Origin of the sequence: Pedobacter sp. AJM (assembly GCF_002197755.1) — a bacterium.
Classification (GTDB): domain Bacteria; phylum Bacteroidota; class Bacteroidia; order Sphingobacteriales; family Sphingobacteriaceae; genus Pedobacter.
In genome coordinates, this window is the sequence record NZ_NHOT01000013.1 from 1 (window position 1) to 16,479 (window position 16,479).

A 16,479-nucleotide genomic window follows, 5' to 3' on the forward strand; every position below is an offset into this window, starting at 1 on the left:
TGATTTTGAAGTGAATATCCGGGTAAATATTGGCAAGAAGCCATAATGCGCCAGGCTGCATAAACCCTGAAACAAGTTCAGAATGACGACCGAATAAAGCCGCAGATCTAAGTATCTGTGGCTTTTTGTTTTATATCAATACCACAATATAACCCCTATCCGCACCTTTCTCACCAGAACCAATTATCGCACCTGCAATATGCTCTACACAATCTGCACCCCGCTACCGGCCTGGGAGATGATGGAAGGAGAAGCCGTTGAAATTTTTGCACCTCCGTTCAAATGACCCCACTGCCCAAGGTAGCGCACACGGCTCCCTCGAAATTAATCTTTATGACAAAACAAAATCGAGTCCTTGTGCTACCGCCATTAAAATTTCGACGCGCTAATCCGACATCAGGTCCAAGCCTTGATTGTTTGCTTCTTTGTTATCAAGAACAAAGAAGAAGAGCCCCTCGGCGGCGGTGAGCCGAAGCAAGCCAGAGCTTAGGGCAAAATAAAAAAGTACAGCAGAATAGTGAAAGCATTAAGGTTCCCGCCTGCGTGGGAATGACGGCCGTGTTAGAAATATTTTTAAAGGTTAAGTACAAAGATCTCTCCACTGCGGTCGAGATGACGATTGATCTCAAGTGAAATTAAGGGTAATATCCCTCTGCACCCTGCTATCCGGCCTGGGAGATGATGGAAGGAGAAGCCGTTGAAATTTTTGCACCTCCGTTCAAATGCCCCCACTGCCCAAGGTAGCGCAAACGGCTCCCTCGAAATTAATCTTATGACAAAAAAAATCGAGTCCTTGTGCTACCGCCATTAAAATTTCGACGCGCTAATCCGACATCAGGTCCAAGCCTTGATTGTTTGCTTCTTTGTTATCAAGAACAAAGAAGAAGAGCCCCTCGGCGGCGGTGAGCCGAAGCAAGCCAGAGCATGGGGCAAACTTCTTAGATGATGAGTAAACACGAACAAATGAGAAGCATTAACAAATCCTTCGTACTTCAGTAGGAAAGATTGCTTCGCCGGCTGAAAAAGCCGCCTCGCAATGACGATTAACGAATCATCTGCATCCCGCTATAGTCACCACGCTATCTGCACCCTGCTACCGGCCTGGGAGATTTTCGTAGGAAAAAGCACGAAAATCTATGCACTTCCCCTCATTACCCCACATCCCAAGGCAGAATCAAGCTTGTGCGCTGGGATAAGAAAGGGTAAAAGCCTAGAGGCTGCCGCAATCAAGATTTTCGTAGCTTTTTACAAGAAAGGATCCAAGCCTTGATTTTTTGTTACTTTTTCATCAAGGAAAAAGTAAAAGCCCCTCGGTGGCTAACCGAGGCAAGCCAGAGCATGGGGAAAAATAAAAAAGTACAGCAGCTTAGCAAACGCTTTACTATTATTATTTCACTATTTTTACCCCTATGGCAAAACTCATCAACTTCCAGGCATTTCAGCGTTTCTTCCGCTCCGGACAAGTAGGTGGTTTTTTATTGCTGATCTGCGTCGCCATCTCCTTACTCCTGGCCAATACCAACTCAAAAGAAAGTTTGGAAAGCTTTTTAGCCACCACAATCGGTTTTGGTGCTGTCAACTACAGCATCCTCGCCTGGATTAACGATGCCTTAATGGCCATCTTCTTTTTACTGGTTGGTTTAGAAATCAAACGCGAACTGCTGGAAGGCGAACTTTCTTCCGTGAAAAGTGCAGCATTACCCGTTATTGCCGCCTTAGGCGGCATGCTGGTTCCCGCACTGATTTATACCATCTTTAACACAGGCACCGAAACTGCCGGTGGCTGGGGCATCCCCATGGCAACCGACATTGCCTTTGCCCTCGCCATTATCGCGATACTTGGTAAAAGCATACCCGCCAGTTTAAAAATATTCCTGGCGGCCTTAGCCATTGTGGATGATCTCGGTGCCATCCTGGTCATCGCCATCTTTTACACCAATCAAATCCATTTTGAATACCTCGCCATGGCGGGTGGCGTTTTAATTCTACTCAGTTTAATGAATTATTTCGGCGTGAAGAATCTTTTCTTTTATTTAATCCCAGGGATATTTCTCTGGTATTTCATCCACCACTCCGGCATCCACGCCACCATTGCAGGGGTATTACTGGCTTTTACCATCCCCACTAACGAAACGGATAATGAATCACCGTTGGAGAAACTGGAACATGCTTTAACCGTCCCTGTAAACTACCTCATCATGCCGGTTTTCGCCCTGGCGAATACCAATATCACGTTCCGGAAAGAAATGCTGACCGGACTGGTTTCGCCTCTTGGTCTGGGCATCATCATCGGTTTATTTGCAGGAAAAACCATTGGTGTCACCTTTTTCAGCTGGCTGGCCGTGAAACTGAAATGGGCCGGTTTACCCACCGGCGCCGGCTGGAAACACATCTTAGGTTTGGGTATGCTCGCCGGAATCGGTTTTACCATGTCGATCTTTATTGCCCTGCTGTCTTTTAGCAATGCGCTGCATGTTTCAGAAGCTAAGTTTGCGATATTAACGGCTTCGGTTTTATCAGGTGTGGTAGGTTTTGTGTTTTTGAAATCGGTTAAAGCCCAGGAATTAACTATAGAAGGCAGTTTAACCACAGAGGACACAAAGTAAAACACAGAGAGGCACAGAGCCCTATCCACCTATCGACCCTTTACCCTAAGGGAATAGAAATCAAAGAGAATCTCCTCATAACCACCCCCACCCCTCCTAAATTAGGAGGGGAGTTTCCCTCATAGTTTCAAAGGGATCAATCCATGGATGCTCCCTCTACTCCTCGCAATCTGCACCCTGCTATCCGGCCTCGCAGATTTTCGCCGGAAAAAGCACGGAAAGCTTTGTACTCACCCTCATACCCCACAGCACAAGGCAGGATCAAAGCGGGAGCGGTGGAATAAAGCAAGGGCTAAGAGCCTCGATGCTGCCGCAAATAAGATTTCCGTAGCTTTTTACAAGAATTGCGCAGCAATCTTTTATACCTATAAAAACAATATGACCACATAAAAAACGGATGCAAGCCTTTCAGTTATGCCTTTGTGTTTGTTATTTTTAATGGCAGGCATGCTTTCGCTGCGCTCAGGTTTGTTACTTTTGGATCAAGCCAAAAGTAAGAGCCCCTCGGCGGCGGTGGACCTGTACCGATTTTTCATCGGTAGCCGAGGCAAGCCCGAGTTTGAGCCAAAACACAAGCGCTTTAAGGTTCCCGCCTGCGCGGGAATGACGATAGTATTAGTAATGGCCCCCTTACCCCCTCTTCACCTCATACCACCGCTCCACCCCCTCTACAAACCCCTCAAAAAAATCCTGATAATACCCTTTCAACACCTGCACCCTAAAATTTAACCTGCTAAAAAACCAAACCAGTTTATAATCCATTTCGGCCTCAAGCAAATACCATAAATACGGTTTACCCCTATCGCAAACCAAAAACAAGCTAGGCTGATCGGTATTCAGATGCAGCAATTTCCCTTTCACCTTAAGCTTCAGTTCCAGTTCGTAATAATCGCCCTCGTCTTTTAATACAAAACTTAAAACAGGTACCTCCATCGAAAATTCAACCAGTTTCATATCCCGCATTACCGGTTTGCCCGTAACATTACGCATGCTATAAGTGTAGAGGTAGTGTGTAAAGCGTTGCAGCATCAATAGCGGCAAAGCCTTGTTCCATAATTTTAAAAGCGCCAGCTGGTTAGCATCATTAAGTTTATGGTTTTCGGCTACTTTTTCGGGCAGGTGGGCATTAACGTTAAAGCGGATAGCAGCTAGCTCTTTCATGGCGAAGCAAATGCTGTTCAGCTCCTCCTGTTCTGGCGAGAGGCTTATGCCATCCACATCGTGCGGATTTAACACGAAACGTTTAAAAGATTTAACCGTTTTAAGGTAAGCCGTGGCCGCGAAAACATAGGGAATTAAAAAAGGATAATGGTTGCTGTGGAAATTCCGCAGATCGGTATTGGCAAAACAATAGCCAATGCTAACTGGTGCCAAACGTGCCATAACTTGTTTATTCAATAACCTCTCCCGCGGTACTACCGCACGTTCGGTAACATCCGGCAAATCATCACCAGGCCTAAACAAACCGCTAAACTTTTTCTTCAATACAATGGTAAAACCGCCCGGTTTCTTCACCACATCTACATATCCCGACCGCTTGTTGCCCAAAGCAAAACAGGCCGGCCAGTAATATTCCTGAAAATCGCAGTAACCATTCCGCATCATGGCCCGCAAAGTAAGGTAAGCATAACGCCCCAGGTAGCTTTCATCCGTATCAACACTACAGCTTACCAACAGGTTATCGTATTCTACCGCGATGTAAACCCTTGCTTCTTCCCCTCCCAATTTGCCATGAACGGTTAACAAACCCTGATCAAAAGAAAGCGATGTGCTGGCCAACGGCTCAGGCTTTTTACCTACGCTAAATGTATTATGTAATCTGCTAGCGATCTGCTCCAGCACCGCTAACCTTAACACCCTGCTCCCCTTTTCAAAAGGCAGTTCGTAAAACCGCGAAAGCGGTTTCCCTGAAATGGTAATGGATTTAGCTTTCATACTCGTATGGTTTTACGAGTCTTGTTGGGCAGAACAGCCCTAAACAATAAATGTGGGACTGCTACCATGGTTACAATAAAGCTCTGACCCCTTACGCTAACATGGATTTACAGCAGCCCCACATCTATTTCGATGCACAAATATATACATCTACACATAGATATGGGCATTAATCTGCTGTCTTGCGTTAGCGGGGTCAGAGATGCAACCACAAGACTTTTATTAATACCTAATTACAATACCTAAATATAGAAATTTATTTCTGTTGTTACAAGATCTTATAACAAAAAATGTATTTTATTTTAGTGTATTTATTGAATGAATGAAGAAAGGGATAGAAAACGTTTAAAAACGTTTGGACAGAACTTAAGGACAATAAGAGAAAAACTAAATTTAAGCCAAGATCAGGTAGTGGCGAATTGTGACTTGACGAAAGGAAACCTAAGTAATATAGAGAATGGAAATAAAGATTTTACATTTACAACGCTTTTAGAAATAGCAAAAGGATTAGGAATACCCCCAAAAGAGTTATTGGATTTTTAGCAATTTTAAATGTATTTAATAAAATGATTGAAACAAAAGATCTATTTTATATTATAGGAATCTCGTCGACAATGCTTATTGGCTTGTTCAATTATTTTATCTCAATTAAAAACCGTAGAAATAGCTTAAGAGAGCACGTTTATAGTTCGAAAATTGAGAATAGAATGTTCAAGAAATAAATATAATAATAAATGCCCGATCAGAAATGATTGGGTTTTACTGTTAAAGCATTCTCACCTCATCTTCCGATACAAAATATACTTGTATACCAAGTTTATCCATAGATTTCTTAATGTATAACATCATTGGCTCATGATTCATAGGGAACGCCATTGCGAATTGAGCATCTTGATGCTCTGGTTTATCCATCGATCTTAGCGTTGTAAATAATGCAACTGCTCCGTGAGACCATATTTGATTACCTGTAAAATATTTCCCATAACGTTTAGAATTTTCATTGGCGCTGGTTTCACCTTTAACCTCTACATAAAATTTCTTGCCGTTCGGTGCAATAGCAGTAATATCAAAACCTTTTTGTTTTGTAGTTAATGATGATATTTCTGTGTAATTATTTTTATTTAAATAGGTTACAAATAATTTAGTGATATGATTTTCTGTTAGCATTATTAGGGTTTATAAGTTAAATAGTATTGGATTTCAATTGTATTAAAAAAAATGCAACATAAAAAATCTTATGCGCAATAATTTTCAACAGAAATGATTACTTCATTGTGGTACTTATCTACTCGTTTTAAAATAATCTCTAAATAATCTGCACCTAAATGATTTTTTAACCAATACACCTCATCGGTAAATGCTTTTAACTCTTTTTCAGAAGAACCTTTTGCTAAAGGCTTTCGAGCTAATCTTCCTATCGAGCGAGTAGACAAAGTTCTATATTTTCTTAAGTCTGTCAACAATATCTTTATAAAGTCTATTAGGCTTTCTTCATAACCGTTTAACAATTTTAAAGATATTTTTAAATTGTCTAAAGCTCTTTGCTCTAAAGATATTTGAGTTGTTCTTCCCTTTGCTTGGGGTTTGTGATTTTTTATTTTTTCATAATTCATCCAAAACTGACCCGACAGATTTAACCGTGGCTCTTCAAATTCGCAAACAACATTTCTTAATAAATCTTCAAATATAATATCCTGAATTTCACTATTTACATCCTCTTTAGTCTCAATAATTTGAGCAAATAAACTCAAACCTTTTTTTCTTAGTACGTTGAGTTGATAACTATCGAATTGCTTCGCAGATTTAACACGAGCAGGTAGCTGGTCTATCTTAGTAATAATTTCTGGGTATTTTTCAGCAATGTCTCTATATTGATTTCTAACTAAAGTTGCAACATTTAATTCTCCCTCGTCATCTGGATTTTGATTAATCTTTTTGAATAAACCAGAGGCATTTGGCTCTTCAAATTCATCGAACATTTTGGCATCTTCACCCAAAGAGTTGTGAATTAGAAACATTTTTTGTTCTGCAATTTCTCTCGACTTCACAATATCTGCCCCGGTTATAGTTGGAAAAAAGTTATAGATATATAATTTATCAAATACTTTTGTACCAATACGATTAATACGTCCAACTCGCTGAATAACTCTTGTTGGGTTCCAAGGAATGTCATAATTGATAATTACACCTGCTCTATTTAAGTTAAACCCCTCTGATAATTTATCTGAAGTAATGATTAGATCAAAGTTATTAGTTTGTTTGGCTTTGTACTGGGCATTAAAGTCTGAATTCAAATTGGTAGCTAATTCTTTCGAAACTTTACCGTCGCAGACCAACATTCTATTACCAAACTCTTTCCTGAAATACGGCTCTAAATGTTTAATGGTATCCACATATTCAGAGAATAGTATCACTTTTCTATTTGGATCTTTTGCTAAAATTTCTTTTATTTCTCTAGTAACTTCCGATCTTTTTGGATCATGCTCTACAATGTTTAAAACCTCTAGTTTGGCTTTTATTTCTTCAAAAATGACAATGTCGCTATCTATATCCGCAAAGAACTCGTCTTTAAGTTCAAATTCATCAATTTGATAGACAGTTGTATTTTTTGGAGTTTTCTTTCTTAAATCGCCGATAGCAAATTTCGTTAAATGCGCTTCAATCTCCTCTTCAGTATATTTGTAAATATCTTCGATAAAAGCTCTATCTAAAATGTATTGATTTCCTGATTTATTGATAAAATCCCTAACCAAAATATGAACATTTAAAAATCTATCAATTGATTTACTGAATGCGCCAAAGGAGCTTTCGAAACGCTTAACCAACAAACGTCTCATAAAATCGAATAAATTTCGCTGTTGTTGGTAAGCCCTATTTCCCTTTTCATCGAGCTTTTCTTCGTCGTCAACTTGTTTCTCGTAAGCAAATGGCTGATAAATTGCACCCTTAAATCTACCTTCCTCTGCAAAATACTCGCTAACAACAGCATCATAAAAAGTATTTTGAGCTGGTGAAAGTTCATAGAATAATTCTATCGGATCTTCTACCTTAGAAAGTTCCCTAACTTCTTCTGCATAAATATAATCCTGTTTTAAATCTAATCTATTACGTCTAATCACTACAGATGATATGATTTGCTTAATCTGATTAGCTAAGGTTTTTGTGGCATTACGTACTTTCTGAATATCAATAGGCAAATGTTCATCAATAATCACTTTGTAAAGGAGTTCCGCCTTACGTCTTTTTTCTGGGTTAACAGAATTGTAATTTTTTGTAATAATAGAAAACTGCTTAAAACGATAATTGAAATTACTAAATAGTGCTTCTAAATTATCTTCAACCGTAATGCCCGATTTACCTGGGATTATGAATAATTTCAATAAAGAGAATATATCTGCAGGCGAGTTATTAAATGGTGTTGCAGTCAATAGAATAACAATTCTATTACGGCATATGTTCAGCAATGCCTCATAATCTGCAGTATCTTGATTTCTAAAATAATGTGCCTCATCTATAATTAGCACGTCGATACCGTTGTTATCTATCGTTTCAGCAATTTCTTCTAAACGACCTCTACTTTGAACATCCCAGTCGTACAGCTTAAATTTCTCTATATATTCCCACCATCCTGTATGGTAAATTTTATCTCCGATTAAACCTGGAGGGCAAATAACCATTCCTCTTTTACCAATATTTTTTGCAATTAACGATGCAATAACAGATTTACCTAAGCCTACCACATCGGCTACTATAACACCATTGTATTCTTGAATGATGGTTAAAGCTTGGTTTACGGCATCTGTTTGATAAGCATAATTTTTAAAGCCAATATTTTCCAACAGATTTTCTATCTCTGGCTTAATCTGCTTTTGCAATTGCAAATCGAGGTAAGTTTTCAAGATTAATACATAAGCTTCGAAAGGTGTAACCGGTGCTACTTGGGTTTTGTGCTTAACAAACTCAATTAAAAAAGTTTTGCGTTCTTCCTCTTCAGAGATTGGAACTGCCTTTTCCCATAATTCATCGAAATAGGTTTCAGCTTCTATAAAACCATAATCTTTAATTTCTACATTAAATTCTTCTTGGCCTGATAGACCTGCCCTAGTTAAATTGCTACTACCGGTAACAAATTGCCCGTCCATATCTTGCAGTTCTGCTTGGTCTTGATTTAAACGGAACAAGTATAATTTTGCGTGATTAGGATTTTGAGTTTTTTTAATAATTAACCTACCCCCATCAATCATTTGCAAAAAGAACTCTACCTGTGTGTAAAGCTCTTCACTATCCATTTCTTCATTATTTAAAGCAAAGCCTAATGAAGTGATGAAATTTTGAAATTGTTCATCGCCAGATAATTGTTCATCATCATCAGCAAACTCCAATGCTTTATGTAAATGCTGGCATACTTGTAAACCCACCAAAAGTTTTAGTGTAAGTTTATTGTTTTTCCTTAAACTTTCGAAAAGCTCTTTCCACCCAGAAAAATAAAAAAAACCTACCAAAAATTTAAGCTCTTCACTAATGCCAATTAGTGTATTCAAACGACCTTTTAGTGTTTTTTGCCCCTTATTATTGGTTATAAAATTGTTTGCCATATTTAAATTAGTTACTAAGCTAAAACTTTTAAATCGCGATTTTTAATTTACTATCAACAAAACTTTTAACCGTAAGGCGATGGACATTCAAAATGCGTCCTATTGCACTAAAGGAAACCTTTTTATTTAGCAATTCTTGTATTTTTTTCTCATGTCCCGTTAGCTTAGTCTTAATGGACTTTCGGCCTTTTGGGCGACCAAGAATGACTCCTTCTGCTTTTTTTCTAGCTAAAGCTTCTTTGGTACGTTGAGAAATTAAATTACGTTCTATTTCGGCTGAAAGACCAAAAGCAAATGCGAGAACTTTTGAACTTATATCACTACCTAGGCGATAATTGTCTTTTATTGTCCAAACCTGAATATCCCTATTCATGCATTCATTAAGGACTCCCATAATCATCAATAGATTCCTGCCTAAGCGAGATAGCTCAGAGCAGATTAGCACATCATCATTTTTCATTTTTTTAAGAAGTTTACCAAGTTTCCGATCTTCAACATTTTTAGATCCTGAGATGGTTTCCTCTATCCATTTATTAACGACGATCGCTTGTTTATTGCAAAATTGATTGATTTCGTAACGTTGGTTTTCAACTGTTTGCTTGTCTGTACTTACTCTAATGTAACCGTAAATCATGTTATTTCCTTTTAAATTATTCTTCAGTTTCTTAATGGATCGGGTAAGTCGTATGAGTTAAACTTTATCGTAGATTTAGCTGTAAAGTCAACTATAATTTTGAATAAAATTCAATATTTTTAATTTAAAAATTCAAAAGGCTATTATTCCAATAAAAAAATAAAAAGTGCAGCACTTCATTTCTAAGTACTTTACTAAAAAGTAGGTTATCCATTATATTTTTTACAATTAATTATTCATGTAAAAGTAAGTAGATTACGGCCTAAAATATGACTAAAAAATACGACCTATTTTACGTGGCAGAGACATTAAAAGATATGGTTATGATTTCGATGATTTATGGTTAATTAATGCTCACAATGGTGTTAAAGAAAAGAACTTAAAACGCATAGAGATAACTAATTACCCATCTATTAAGAAACATTTAGATTTATATTACAAGCAGTTGGAAAAACGTGCAGATAAAGGAGATACTTTATATAATTTACGCAATTGTGCTTATATGGAGGATTTTTCTAAACAAAAAATTATGTATCCAAATATGACAAAATTTTTGCCGTTTTATTTAGATAATAAAGGCTTTGTACAGAATGACAAAGCCTTTATGATAACGGGAAAAAATATAGCGTATCTTACAGCATTCTTAAATTCATCCCTTTTTAAATATTGTTTCTTAGATAATTTCCCTGAATTACAGGGTGGAACTAGGGAAGTAAGGAAAATATTTCTAGATAAGATTCCAGTTATTCAAGTTTCAGAAAAAGTCAATTTTGAGTACGAAAAGTTAGTTTTGACAGTACAACAATTGAAAAAGAAACAATTGCCTACAAGAGAAATTGAAATTGAGATTGATAAAAAAATTTTCGAATTATATTCTTTGACTGAAGAAGAAAAAAACACTATTGGGTTCGTTGAGATTCAATAAAAGAACATTCGTCAGTATCAAGATTGTATAAATTATAAACTATTCGATCAATTTCTAAAACTAAATCGGAAGAAATATCATCGCTATTATTCAATAAAGTATCAACAATTTGGTTAATCAAGTTTTCATCAATAGAATTAGGAATAGGTATTTTTAGAGGCTCAATTGCTTGAACACTTATCAGTAGATCTCCTGTTCCTGTTTGAGGAGCATCTTTCATTAAATATCTTCCCATTTTAGAGTTTAATACAGCAACTAAGTATTTGATGTGTTTTCCTGTAGCGAAACATGTACTATCTAAAGCCATTATGCCTGTGTCATCGTAGGAAAAACGTAAAATGGAACCGATTCGTTTCCATACGATTTTTTGTTTAGAAAAATCCTCCCAATAACTTATCGAATCTTGCGTTTCAAACCATTGATTATTAGTCTTTTTTCTTGCACCTTTATCCCCAGTTTGCTTTAGTCTATCATATCCAAAACTTATAAGATGTTGCCTTACAGCGGGATAAAGTTCAATGTTTATTTTTAAGCTTGGAAATGTCGTAATAAGGTACAAATTGTCAAATTCGTGGGAATATCGTTTAATATCACGCCCTCTTAATAATGGTCGTATAATTTCAGCAGATTTTGGATCTTCTGCAATCAATTCGTCTTTCTTCTTTCCATTAATAATGAAAGCCTCATTATAACCTGTTAATATTCCACGGTAAATGTTAATGTCCCAGTTTTTCAATGGGACTCCCACAGCTTCGATTTTTGCCTTAATCTTCTGTTCAATACCACTTAGGATTACCCAACTATCACTACTGGAAAAATCGCACAATGTTGAGTTTTGTCGAAAATAAACACTTAAATTATTTAAAACTTTTTCTCTGATTACGCACGCTCTTGTTTGTTGTTTATTTTTTTCCTTCGAAAACAGAAGAATGTTAGTATCAACTGTTGCCGACTCGAATATCTTTTGTCCTGCAAAATCAACTAAGAGAATAGGGTTTGTATTGTTGGCGAAAAATTCACGTGTACTCTCTCCATATCCTGCACGCATCCATTTGTTAGAAGTAATAAAACATAGAAATCCTTTATTTCTTAATAGTTGCCAACCTCTCTCATAAAAAATTGAATAAATATCTCCCGTTTTTACAAAGGTTTTATATCCCAAATTTTCTAACATTTTAGACAATTTCCCTTCATTCTTTTGTAGTTGTACATACGGAGGATTACCAATAACTAAATCAAATCCATTGTCCAGTCCAAACATCCATTCTAAATCGAAAAATGGTGAGCTGGAGTTTTGGTCATAGGGGTTCCATTTGGCAATGGTTTCAATTTCCTTTTCAGCAACAACATTTACAGCTTTATTCTGCTCTTTGACTATTTGTGCTTGTAGGATTTTAATATCAGCATCAATCTTGTTTCGTTCTTGTAAATTTTTATCAACCTTAAAAATACTAGGATTTTTAAGGTTGCTATCAAACAATCCTACTTGACTATGCTTGGTTGTATCATCTACCCAAAGTTCGCCTTCAAAATTTTTGCGTTTATTTTGTAATTGCACAATTTGAATCTCTATCTGTGTAATTAAAACGGCATTCCGCTTACCTGCATTTCCAGAGACATAGTTTTTAATTTCGTCTCTCAACTTTTCATCAGCAACTCGAAGTGCCTTCTTATCTTTAGCAGATTTAGCATAAAAATGGTCTTTCCTAACCTCCCAAAGTTTGGTTTTCATCGCCTCTAGAACACTATCGTTTAGACTTAGCAAATTTTTGTTGTCAGTTGCCAAACCAATTAACGTGTTTGCCGATACAAATTTGGTTTCTAAATTGGGCAGGGTAAGAATACCATAATTATCTGCCCTTCTAGTTAAGTCAATCTCTCCTTCCTCAACGATAAGCGATATAAAGAAGCGCAGTTTGCTAATTTGTACGGCAATAGTTTGTATATCTACACCGTAAATACATTCTTCTATTAAATGAAGTTTTAAATCGTAAACAGATTTTTCTTTATGGCAGGCCAATTTCTCCAGCACTTCTACCATGCGGTTTAAAATACCCATTGGGAAAGCACCAGAACCACAGGCGGGATCTAATATTTTTATCTCTTTTAGTTTTGAAGAGATTTCTTCGCAAAGCGAACTGTTTTGGAAAAAATGGGTTGGTATTTCCTCTTCGGTAAATAATCCCCTTATAACCTCATCCTTTAAATTAGGGAATGCATCGAGCAGGTAAGATATTAGGCTTTCATCAACCATATAGCTCACAATTTCTCTTGGCGTATAAAATGAACCTGATTGTTTGCGAGCGGTTTCCTTTGTTTCAGGGTTAAATGCGCCTAATAAATTTTCGAAAACGTTACCTAGTAATTCTGGTTCTAAAGCTACCTGTACTTCATTTGGTGCATTTTCTTCTACGGTAAAGTTATAACGTTCTAAAAGTGGGATGATACCTTTACTTTCATCAAAAAAAACACAATTTGGTATAAATGCCCTATGCTTAAAATTGCCATTAGCAGATCTTGTTGCGTTCTTACTAAAGCCGTCTAACACTTGGTTAATACCATTCATTTTTACGGTTTTATCCAAGCACTCAAATAAACCACCGTTAAGAAAAGGGACTTCATTAAAAAGTGCTAGCACCTGGTTTTCAGAAATGCTAAACATTTCAGCATAACGGTACAAAGTTTTGATGTCACGCTCTTTTTCAAGTTTTGAGAAAGCCCTTCCATCAATTTCTTTATTTAATGTTGCAAAAAACAGGTTTTGTAAAATGGCATTGTAGTAATTTCCAACCGTTTTACTGTTGGGATCAAAATCTGTTAAGTATGTTTTTAATTTTTCGTAGTCAAATAAGTTGTTTGGAACAAGTTTTTTCTGTTTGATGAACCACACAAATAACAGACGGGTAATTAGGCGAATAATTTGCTCTTCAAGTTTAATACGGTCATCATCGCTAGTTTCTGTATTGTTAGGAAATGTTATCCCAATTTCTTCAGATAAAGTCCATTGATACCATGCAAATAGTTCTTTATAGAAATCTTCTGTTAGCTTTTCAACACTAAATGCCTTTTGTAATGTATCGAGCGAAGAAAAATCTGTATTGCTAATGCGGTCTTTAAAGGTTTTGTTTGTTTTGTCCTTTTCTACATAATAAGTATAACGTTTCCAAGATGTAAGTTTTTGTTCTTTATTACCGTAGTTTTTACGAATAAATGAAAACCTAAAATTGCCTGCTTCATCATAAAAGATAAAGATTGCCCCGTCTTTATCATCATTGACTAAAGTTCTCCTAGCAATTTCAAACTGCTTCTTTTTTGAGCTACGTTCAGTTAATGTTTGTTTAGCTTTACAACAGAACACTAACAGTTCATCGCTGTCTTTAAATGGAATTTCTCCTATTTTTGATAAACTTTCGAAGCTATTTTGGTTGTTATTGTCTAATTCAAATTCTTCAGTAATCGGTTTAAAAGCAGAAGATTTTTGTTTAAAAAAATCACTAATTGTCGAAGAAGATATGTCGTTAATTAAATTTTCGAGAGAGCTATTGATATATTGCATTTATGTTAATTGGAATATTTCGGAAAGATATTAATAAACTACCTTATTAAAAAGGATGTTCTATGTTACAACTACAAAATTACGATTTTCTAATACGGATGATAATACAATCAACCTTAAACTTATTACTTCCCATATTGCAAGCAGTATCCACTTCCATGCTCGCTTCTTTTACAATGGCTTCCTTTTTAATTAGCGTCTTAAATTGGCCAACATAATTTAGAGTTTTACTACTTTTAGGGCTAGAACTAAATGTAAATATGTATTAAACTGCTGAGCAGACAAAAAGCAACACCAACTAAAAATATTCAACCTTTAGTAAGCAAGACTACGGTGAACTGTAAGGTTCGATGTAAACAATGCTTAAATTGGAATTCATAATCTTAATTTTTCTTTTAAACATAAAAATGCCCCATGAATGCCAAACTTTTTTTGGGGGGCAGTGCAAAGGGAAGCTCAACCATCTACTACTAATACAATTAAGTAGTGTGGCACGGTTCTGAACACCAATAACATCTATTAATCCGCTTATAAGCATGTTTCCTCTTTGCTTCTACTACTCGGTCCACAAGAACTGAATAAGCCTAAGTCATCATAATTTTGCTTAGGATAATGATCGCAACCAAATGCGTGAACCTTATAATCGCCATTGGCTTATTGGTTCATATTTAATCTGTAACTGGCCATAAATTCTGGTTTTAAAGTTGTAATTCCCAAACCTCTCTAATTCAAAACCTCATTCCTTACGGTTTCCCCTATTATTTCAAAAAAAATCTCCCCACTCCTTTTAGTTGTAAAGAAAATAATCTTAACTTAATGCCAATTAATCTAATTTATTTACTTTTTTAAACTACAATTTATGTCTAAAACAAATGAAACCGGCCACGCCAAAAACGTAGCCAACTTCGAAACCCTGTTGAGTTATGTAACCGGTTATGGCGCGGTGTACAACCCCAGCAATGCCAACATCCAGCTAAGCAGTTTAACCGAAAAGGCCACGGCAGCCAAAACCATTAACGAGCAGGTGCACGATGCTGCCGCTAAAAACAGCAACGCCATAGCCCTGCGCGATCTGGCTTTTGCGCCCTTAAAAAAGTTGAGTACCCGCGTGCTGAGTGCCGTTAAGGCCAACAGTGTAGCCCAACAGGTATTGGATAATGCCGTAAGCCACCACCGCAAAATACAGGGGCAAAGGGCAACTGCCAAACTCACCCCCGAAGAAAAGAATAACCTGGCCGCCAGCGGAACGGTGGTTAACCAGGTTTCGGCCTCGCAACAGAGTTACGATAACCTGCTCGATACGCTGGATAAACAGACTAAACTCTTAGCCACCATACCGCAGTACGCCCCTAACGAAGTAGATTTGCAGCTGGCCAGCCTCACCACTTTATATAACGATTTATTACAGAAAAACCGCGATGTGGTAGCCAATACCTCGCAGTTGAGTACCCTACGCATTAACCGTAATCACGCGCTGTACGATGCAGAAACGGGTATAGTTGCTCTGGCTCAGGATGTGAAAAACTATGTGAGATCTGTTTTTGGCTCAACCAGCCCCCAATACAAACAGATTTCGGGTATTCTGTTCCGAACGCTAAACTAACAACCCAATAATACCCTAAAAAATCATCCCTAATTTATTTCCTCATTCCACTTAACAGATACCAAACCGGGTGGCTGTTTCTCTTTCAGGCAATGCTTAGCGGTAAAATGGCGCATTGCCTCTTCTCCACGATCTCCTATAACCGCTAAACTACCTGCTGCAACATCTGAACTATCGACTGCAACGTCTGAACTATCGACCGCAACGCCTGAACTATCGACTGCAACGTCTGAACTATCGACTGCAATGTCTGAACTATCGACCGCAACGCCTGAACTATCGACTGCAACGTCTGAACTATCAACCGCAACGTCTGAACTGCCGACCGCAACGTCTGAACTAACGACTGTAACGTCTGAACTACCGACTGCAAAGTCTGAACTATCGACTGCAACGGCTGAACTGTCGATTGTAACGGTTGAACTGTCGATTGCAAGTATAAAACCGCCCTCATTTATGGTCCATTCTTCAAAAAGATTTCGTGAATGATTTTATTGTATTTATCTTAGCGATGCAGATTAATAAATAACATATTTTTTCACCTAAAAAGAGAGATCAATTTCAACAATTAAATTTTAAAAATATTCCTGGACGAGCGTTTTAGAAACGCATTTTCTAATTTCTC

General features: G+C 37.2%; 9 protein-coding genes. 4 read left to right on the top strand and 5 right to left on the bottom strand.

What is annotated here, in order from left to right; translation table 11 throughout:
• Positions 1–1,409: 1,409 nt before the first annotated feature.
• A complete protein-coding gene (gene nhaA, locus CBW18_RS18500; protein ID WP_088302870.1) occupies positions 1,410–2,606 on the top strand; it encodes a Na+/H+ antiporter NhaA in 1,197 nt (398 codons plus the stop codon).
• A 630-nt stretch (positions 2,607–3,236) separates the two neighbouring features.
• Here nhaA and CBW18_RS18505 read toward each other — a convergent pair.
• Positions 3,237–4,541 carry a hypothetical protein gene (locus tag CBW18_RS18505; protein ID WP_088302871.1) on the bottom strand — a complete coding sequence of 435 codons (1,305 nt, stop codon included), beginning with the start codon at positions 4,539–4,541 and terminating at the stop codon, positions 3,237–3,239.
• 318 nt (positions 4,542–4,859) lie between these two features.
• Between CBW18_RS18505 and CBW18_RS18510 the strand changes: the two genes are divergently transcribed.
• On the top strand, positions 4,860–5,084 hold the full coding sequence (locus tag CBW18_RS18510; RefSeq protein ID WP_088302872.1) for a helix-turn-helix domain-containing protein: 225 nt from the start codon (positions 4,860–4,862) through the stop codon (positions 5,082–5,084).
• 222 nt (positions 5,085–5,306) lie between these two features.
• Here the strand turns inward: CBW18_RS18510 and CBW18_RS18515 are convergent, their stop codons facing one another.
• The 3 genes from CBW18_RS18515 to CBW18_RS18525 form a co-directional block, all read right to left on the bottom strand.
• Positions 5,307–5,708: a protein NO VEIN domain-containing protein gene (locus CBW18_RS18515; protein WP_088302873.1), complete on the bottom strand. Its 402-nt coding sequence runs from the start codon at positions 5,706–5,708 to the stop codon at positions 5,307–5,309.
• A 68-nt stretch (positions 5,709–5,776) separates the two neighbouring features.
• Positions 5,777–9,136: a helicase-related protein gene (locus CBW18_RS18520; protein WP_088302874.1), complete on the bottom strand. Its 3,360-nt coding sequence runs from the start codon at positions 9,134–9,136 to the stop codon at positions 5,777–5,779.
• Positions 9,137–9,164: 28 nt separating this feature from the next.
• Positions 9,165–9,770: a master DNA invertase Mpi family serine-type recombinase gene (locus CBW18_RS18525; protein ID WP_088302875.1), complete on the bottom strand. Its 606-nt coding sequence runs from the start codon at positions 9,768–9,770 to the stop codon at positions 9,165–9,167.
• Between the two features lie 289 nt (positions 9,771–10,059).
• On the opposite strand from CBW18_RS18525, the gene CBW18_RS18530 reads away from it, so the two are divergent.
• Positions 10,060–10,695 carry a TaqI-like C-terminal specificity domain-containing protein gene (locus tag CBW18_RS18530; protein ID WP_256387672.1) on the top strand — a complete coding sequence of 212 codons (636 nt, stop codon included), beginning with the start codon at positions 10,060–10,062 and terminating at the stop codon, positions 10,693–10,695.
• On the opposite strand, the gene CBW18_RS21595 is transcribed toward CBW18_RS18530, so the two are convergent.
• On the bottom strand, positions 10,670–14,251 hold the full coding sequence (locus tag CBW18_RS21595; protein ID WP_216359269.1) for an Eco57I restriction-modification methylase domain-containing protein: 3,582 nt from the start codon (positions 14,249–14,251) through the stop codon (positions 10,670–10,672). The two genes, CBW18_RS18530 and CBW18_RS21595, sit on opposite strands and share 26 nt — an antisense overlap.
• 859 nt (positions 14,252–15,110) lie before the next feature.
• Here CBW18_RS21595 and CBW18_RS18545 point away from each other — a divergent pair.
• On the top strand, positions 15,111–15,854 hold the full coding sequence (locus CBW18_RS18545) for a hypothetical protein (protein WP_088302877.1): 744 nt from the start codon (positions 15,111–15,113) through the stop codon (positions 15,852–15,854).
• Positions 15,855–16,479 lie beyond the last annotated feature (625 nt).

Bases quoted from the DNA above. Each gene is read 5' to 3' on its own strand.
- nhaA (WP_088302870.1), top strand. From the start codon at position 1,410: ATGGCAAAACTCATCAACTTCCAGGCATTTCAGCGTTTCTTCCGCTCC.
- CBW18_RS18505 (WP_088302871.1), bottom strand. From the start codon at position 4,541: ATGAAAGCTAAATCCATTACCATTTCAGGGAAACCGCTTTCGCGGTTT.
- CBW18_RS18510 (WP_088302872.1), top strand. From the start codon at position 4,860: ATGAATGAAGAAAGGGATAGAAAACGTTTAAAAACGTTTGGACAGAAC.
- CBW18_RS18515 (WP_088302873.1), bottom strand. From the start codon at position 5,708: ATGCTAACAGAAAATCATATCACTAAATTATTTGTAACCTATTTAAAT.
- CBW18_RS18520 (WP_088302874.1), bottom strand. From the start codon at position 9,136: ATGGCAAACAATTTTATAACCAATAATAAGGGGCAAAAAACACTAAAA.
- CBW18_RS18525 (WP_088302875.1), bottom strand. From the start codon at position 9,770: ATGATTTACGGTTACATTAGAGTAAGTACAGACAAGCAAACAGTTGAA.
- CBW18_RS21595 (WP_216359269.1), bottom strand. From the start codon at position 14,251: ATGCAATATATCAATAGCTCTCTCGAAAATTTAATTAACGACATATCT.
- CBW18_RS18545 (WP_088302877.1), top strand. From the start codon at position 15,111: ATGTCTAAAACAAATGAAACCGGCCACGCCAAAAACGTAGCCAACTTC.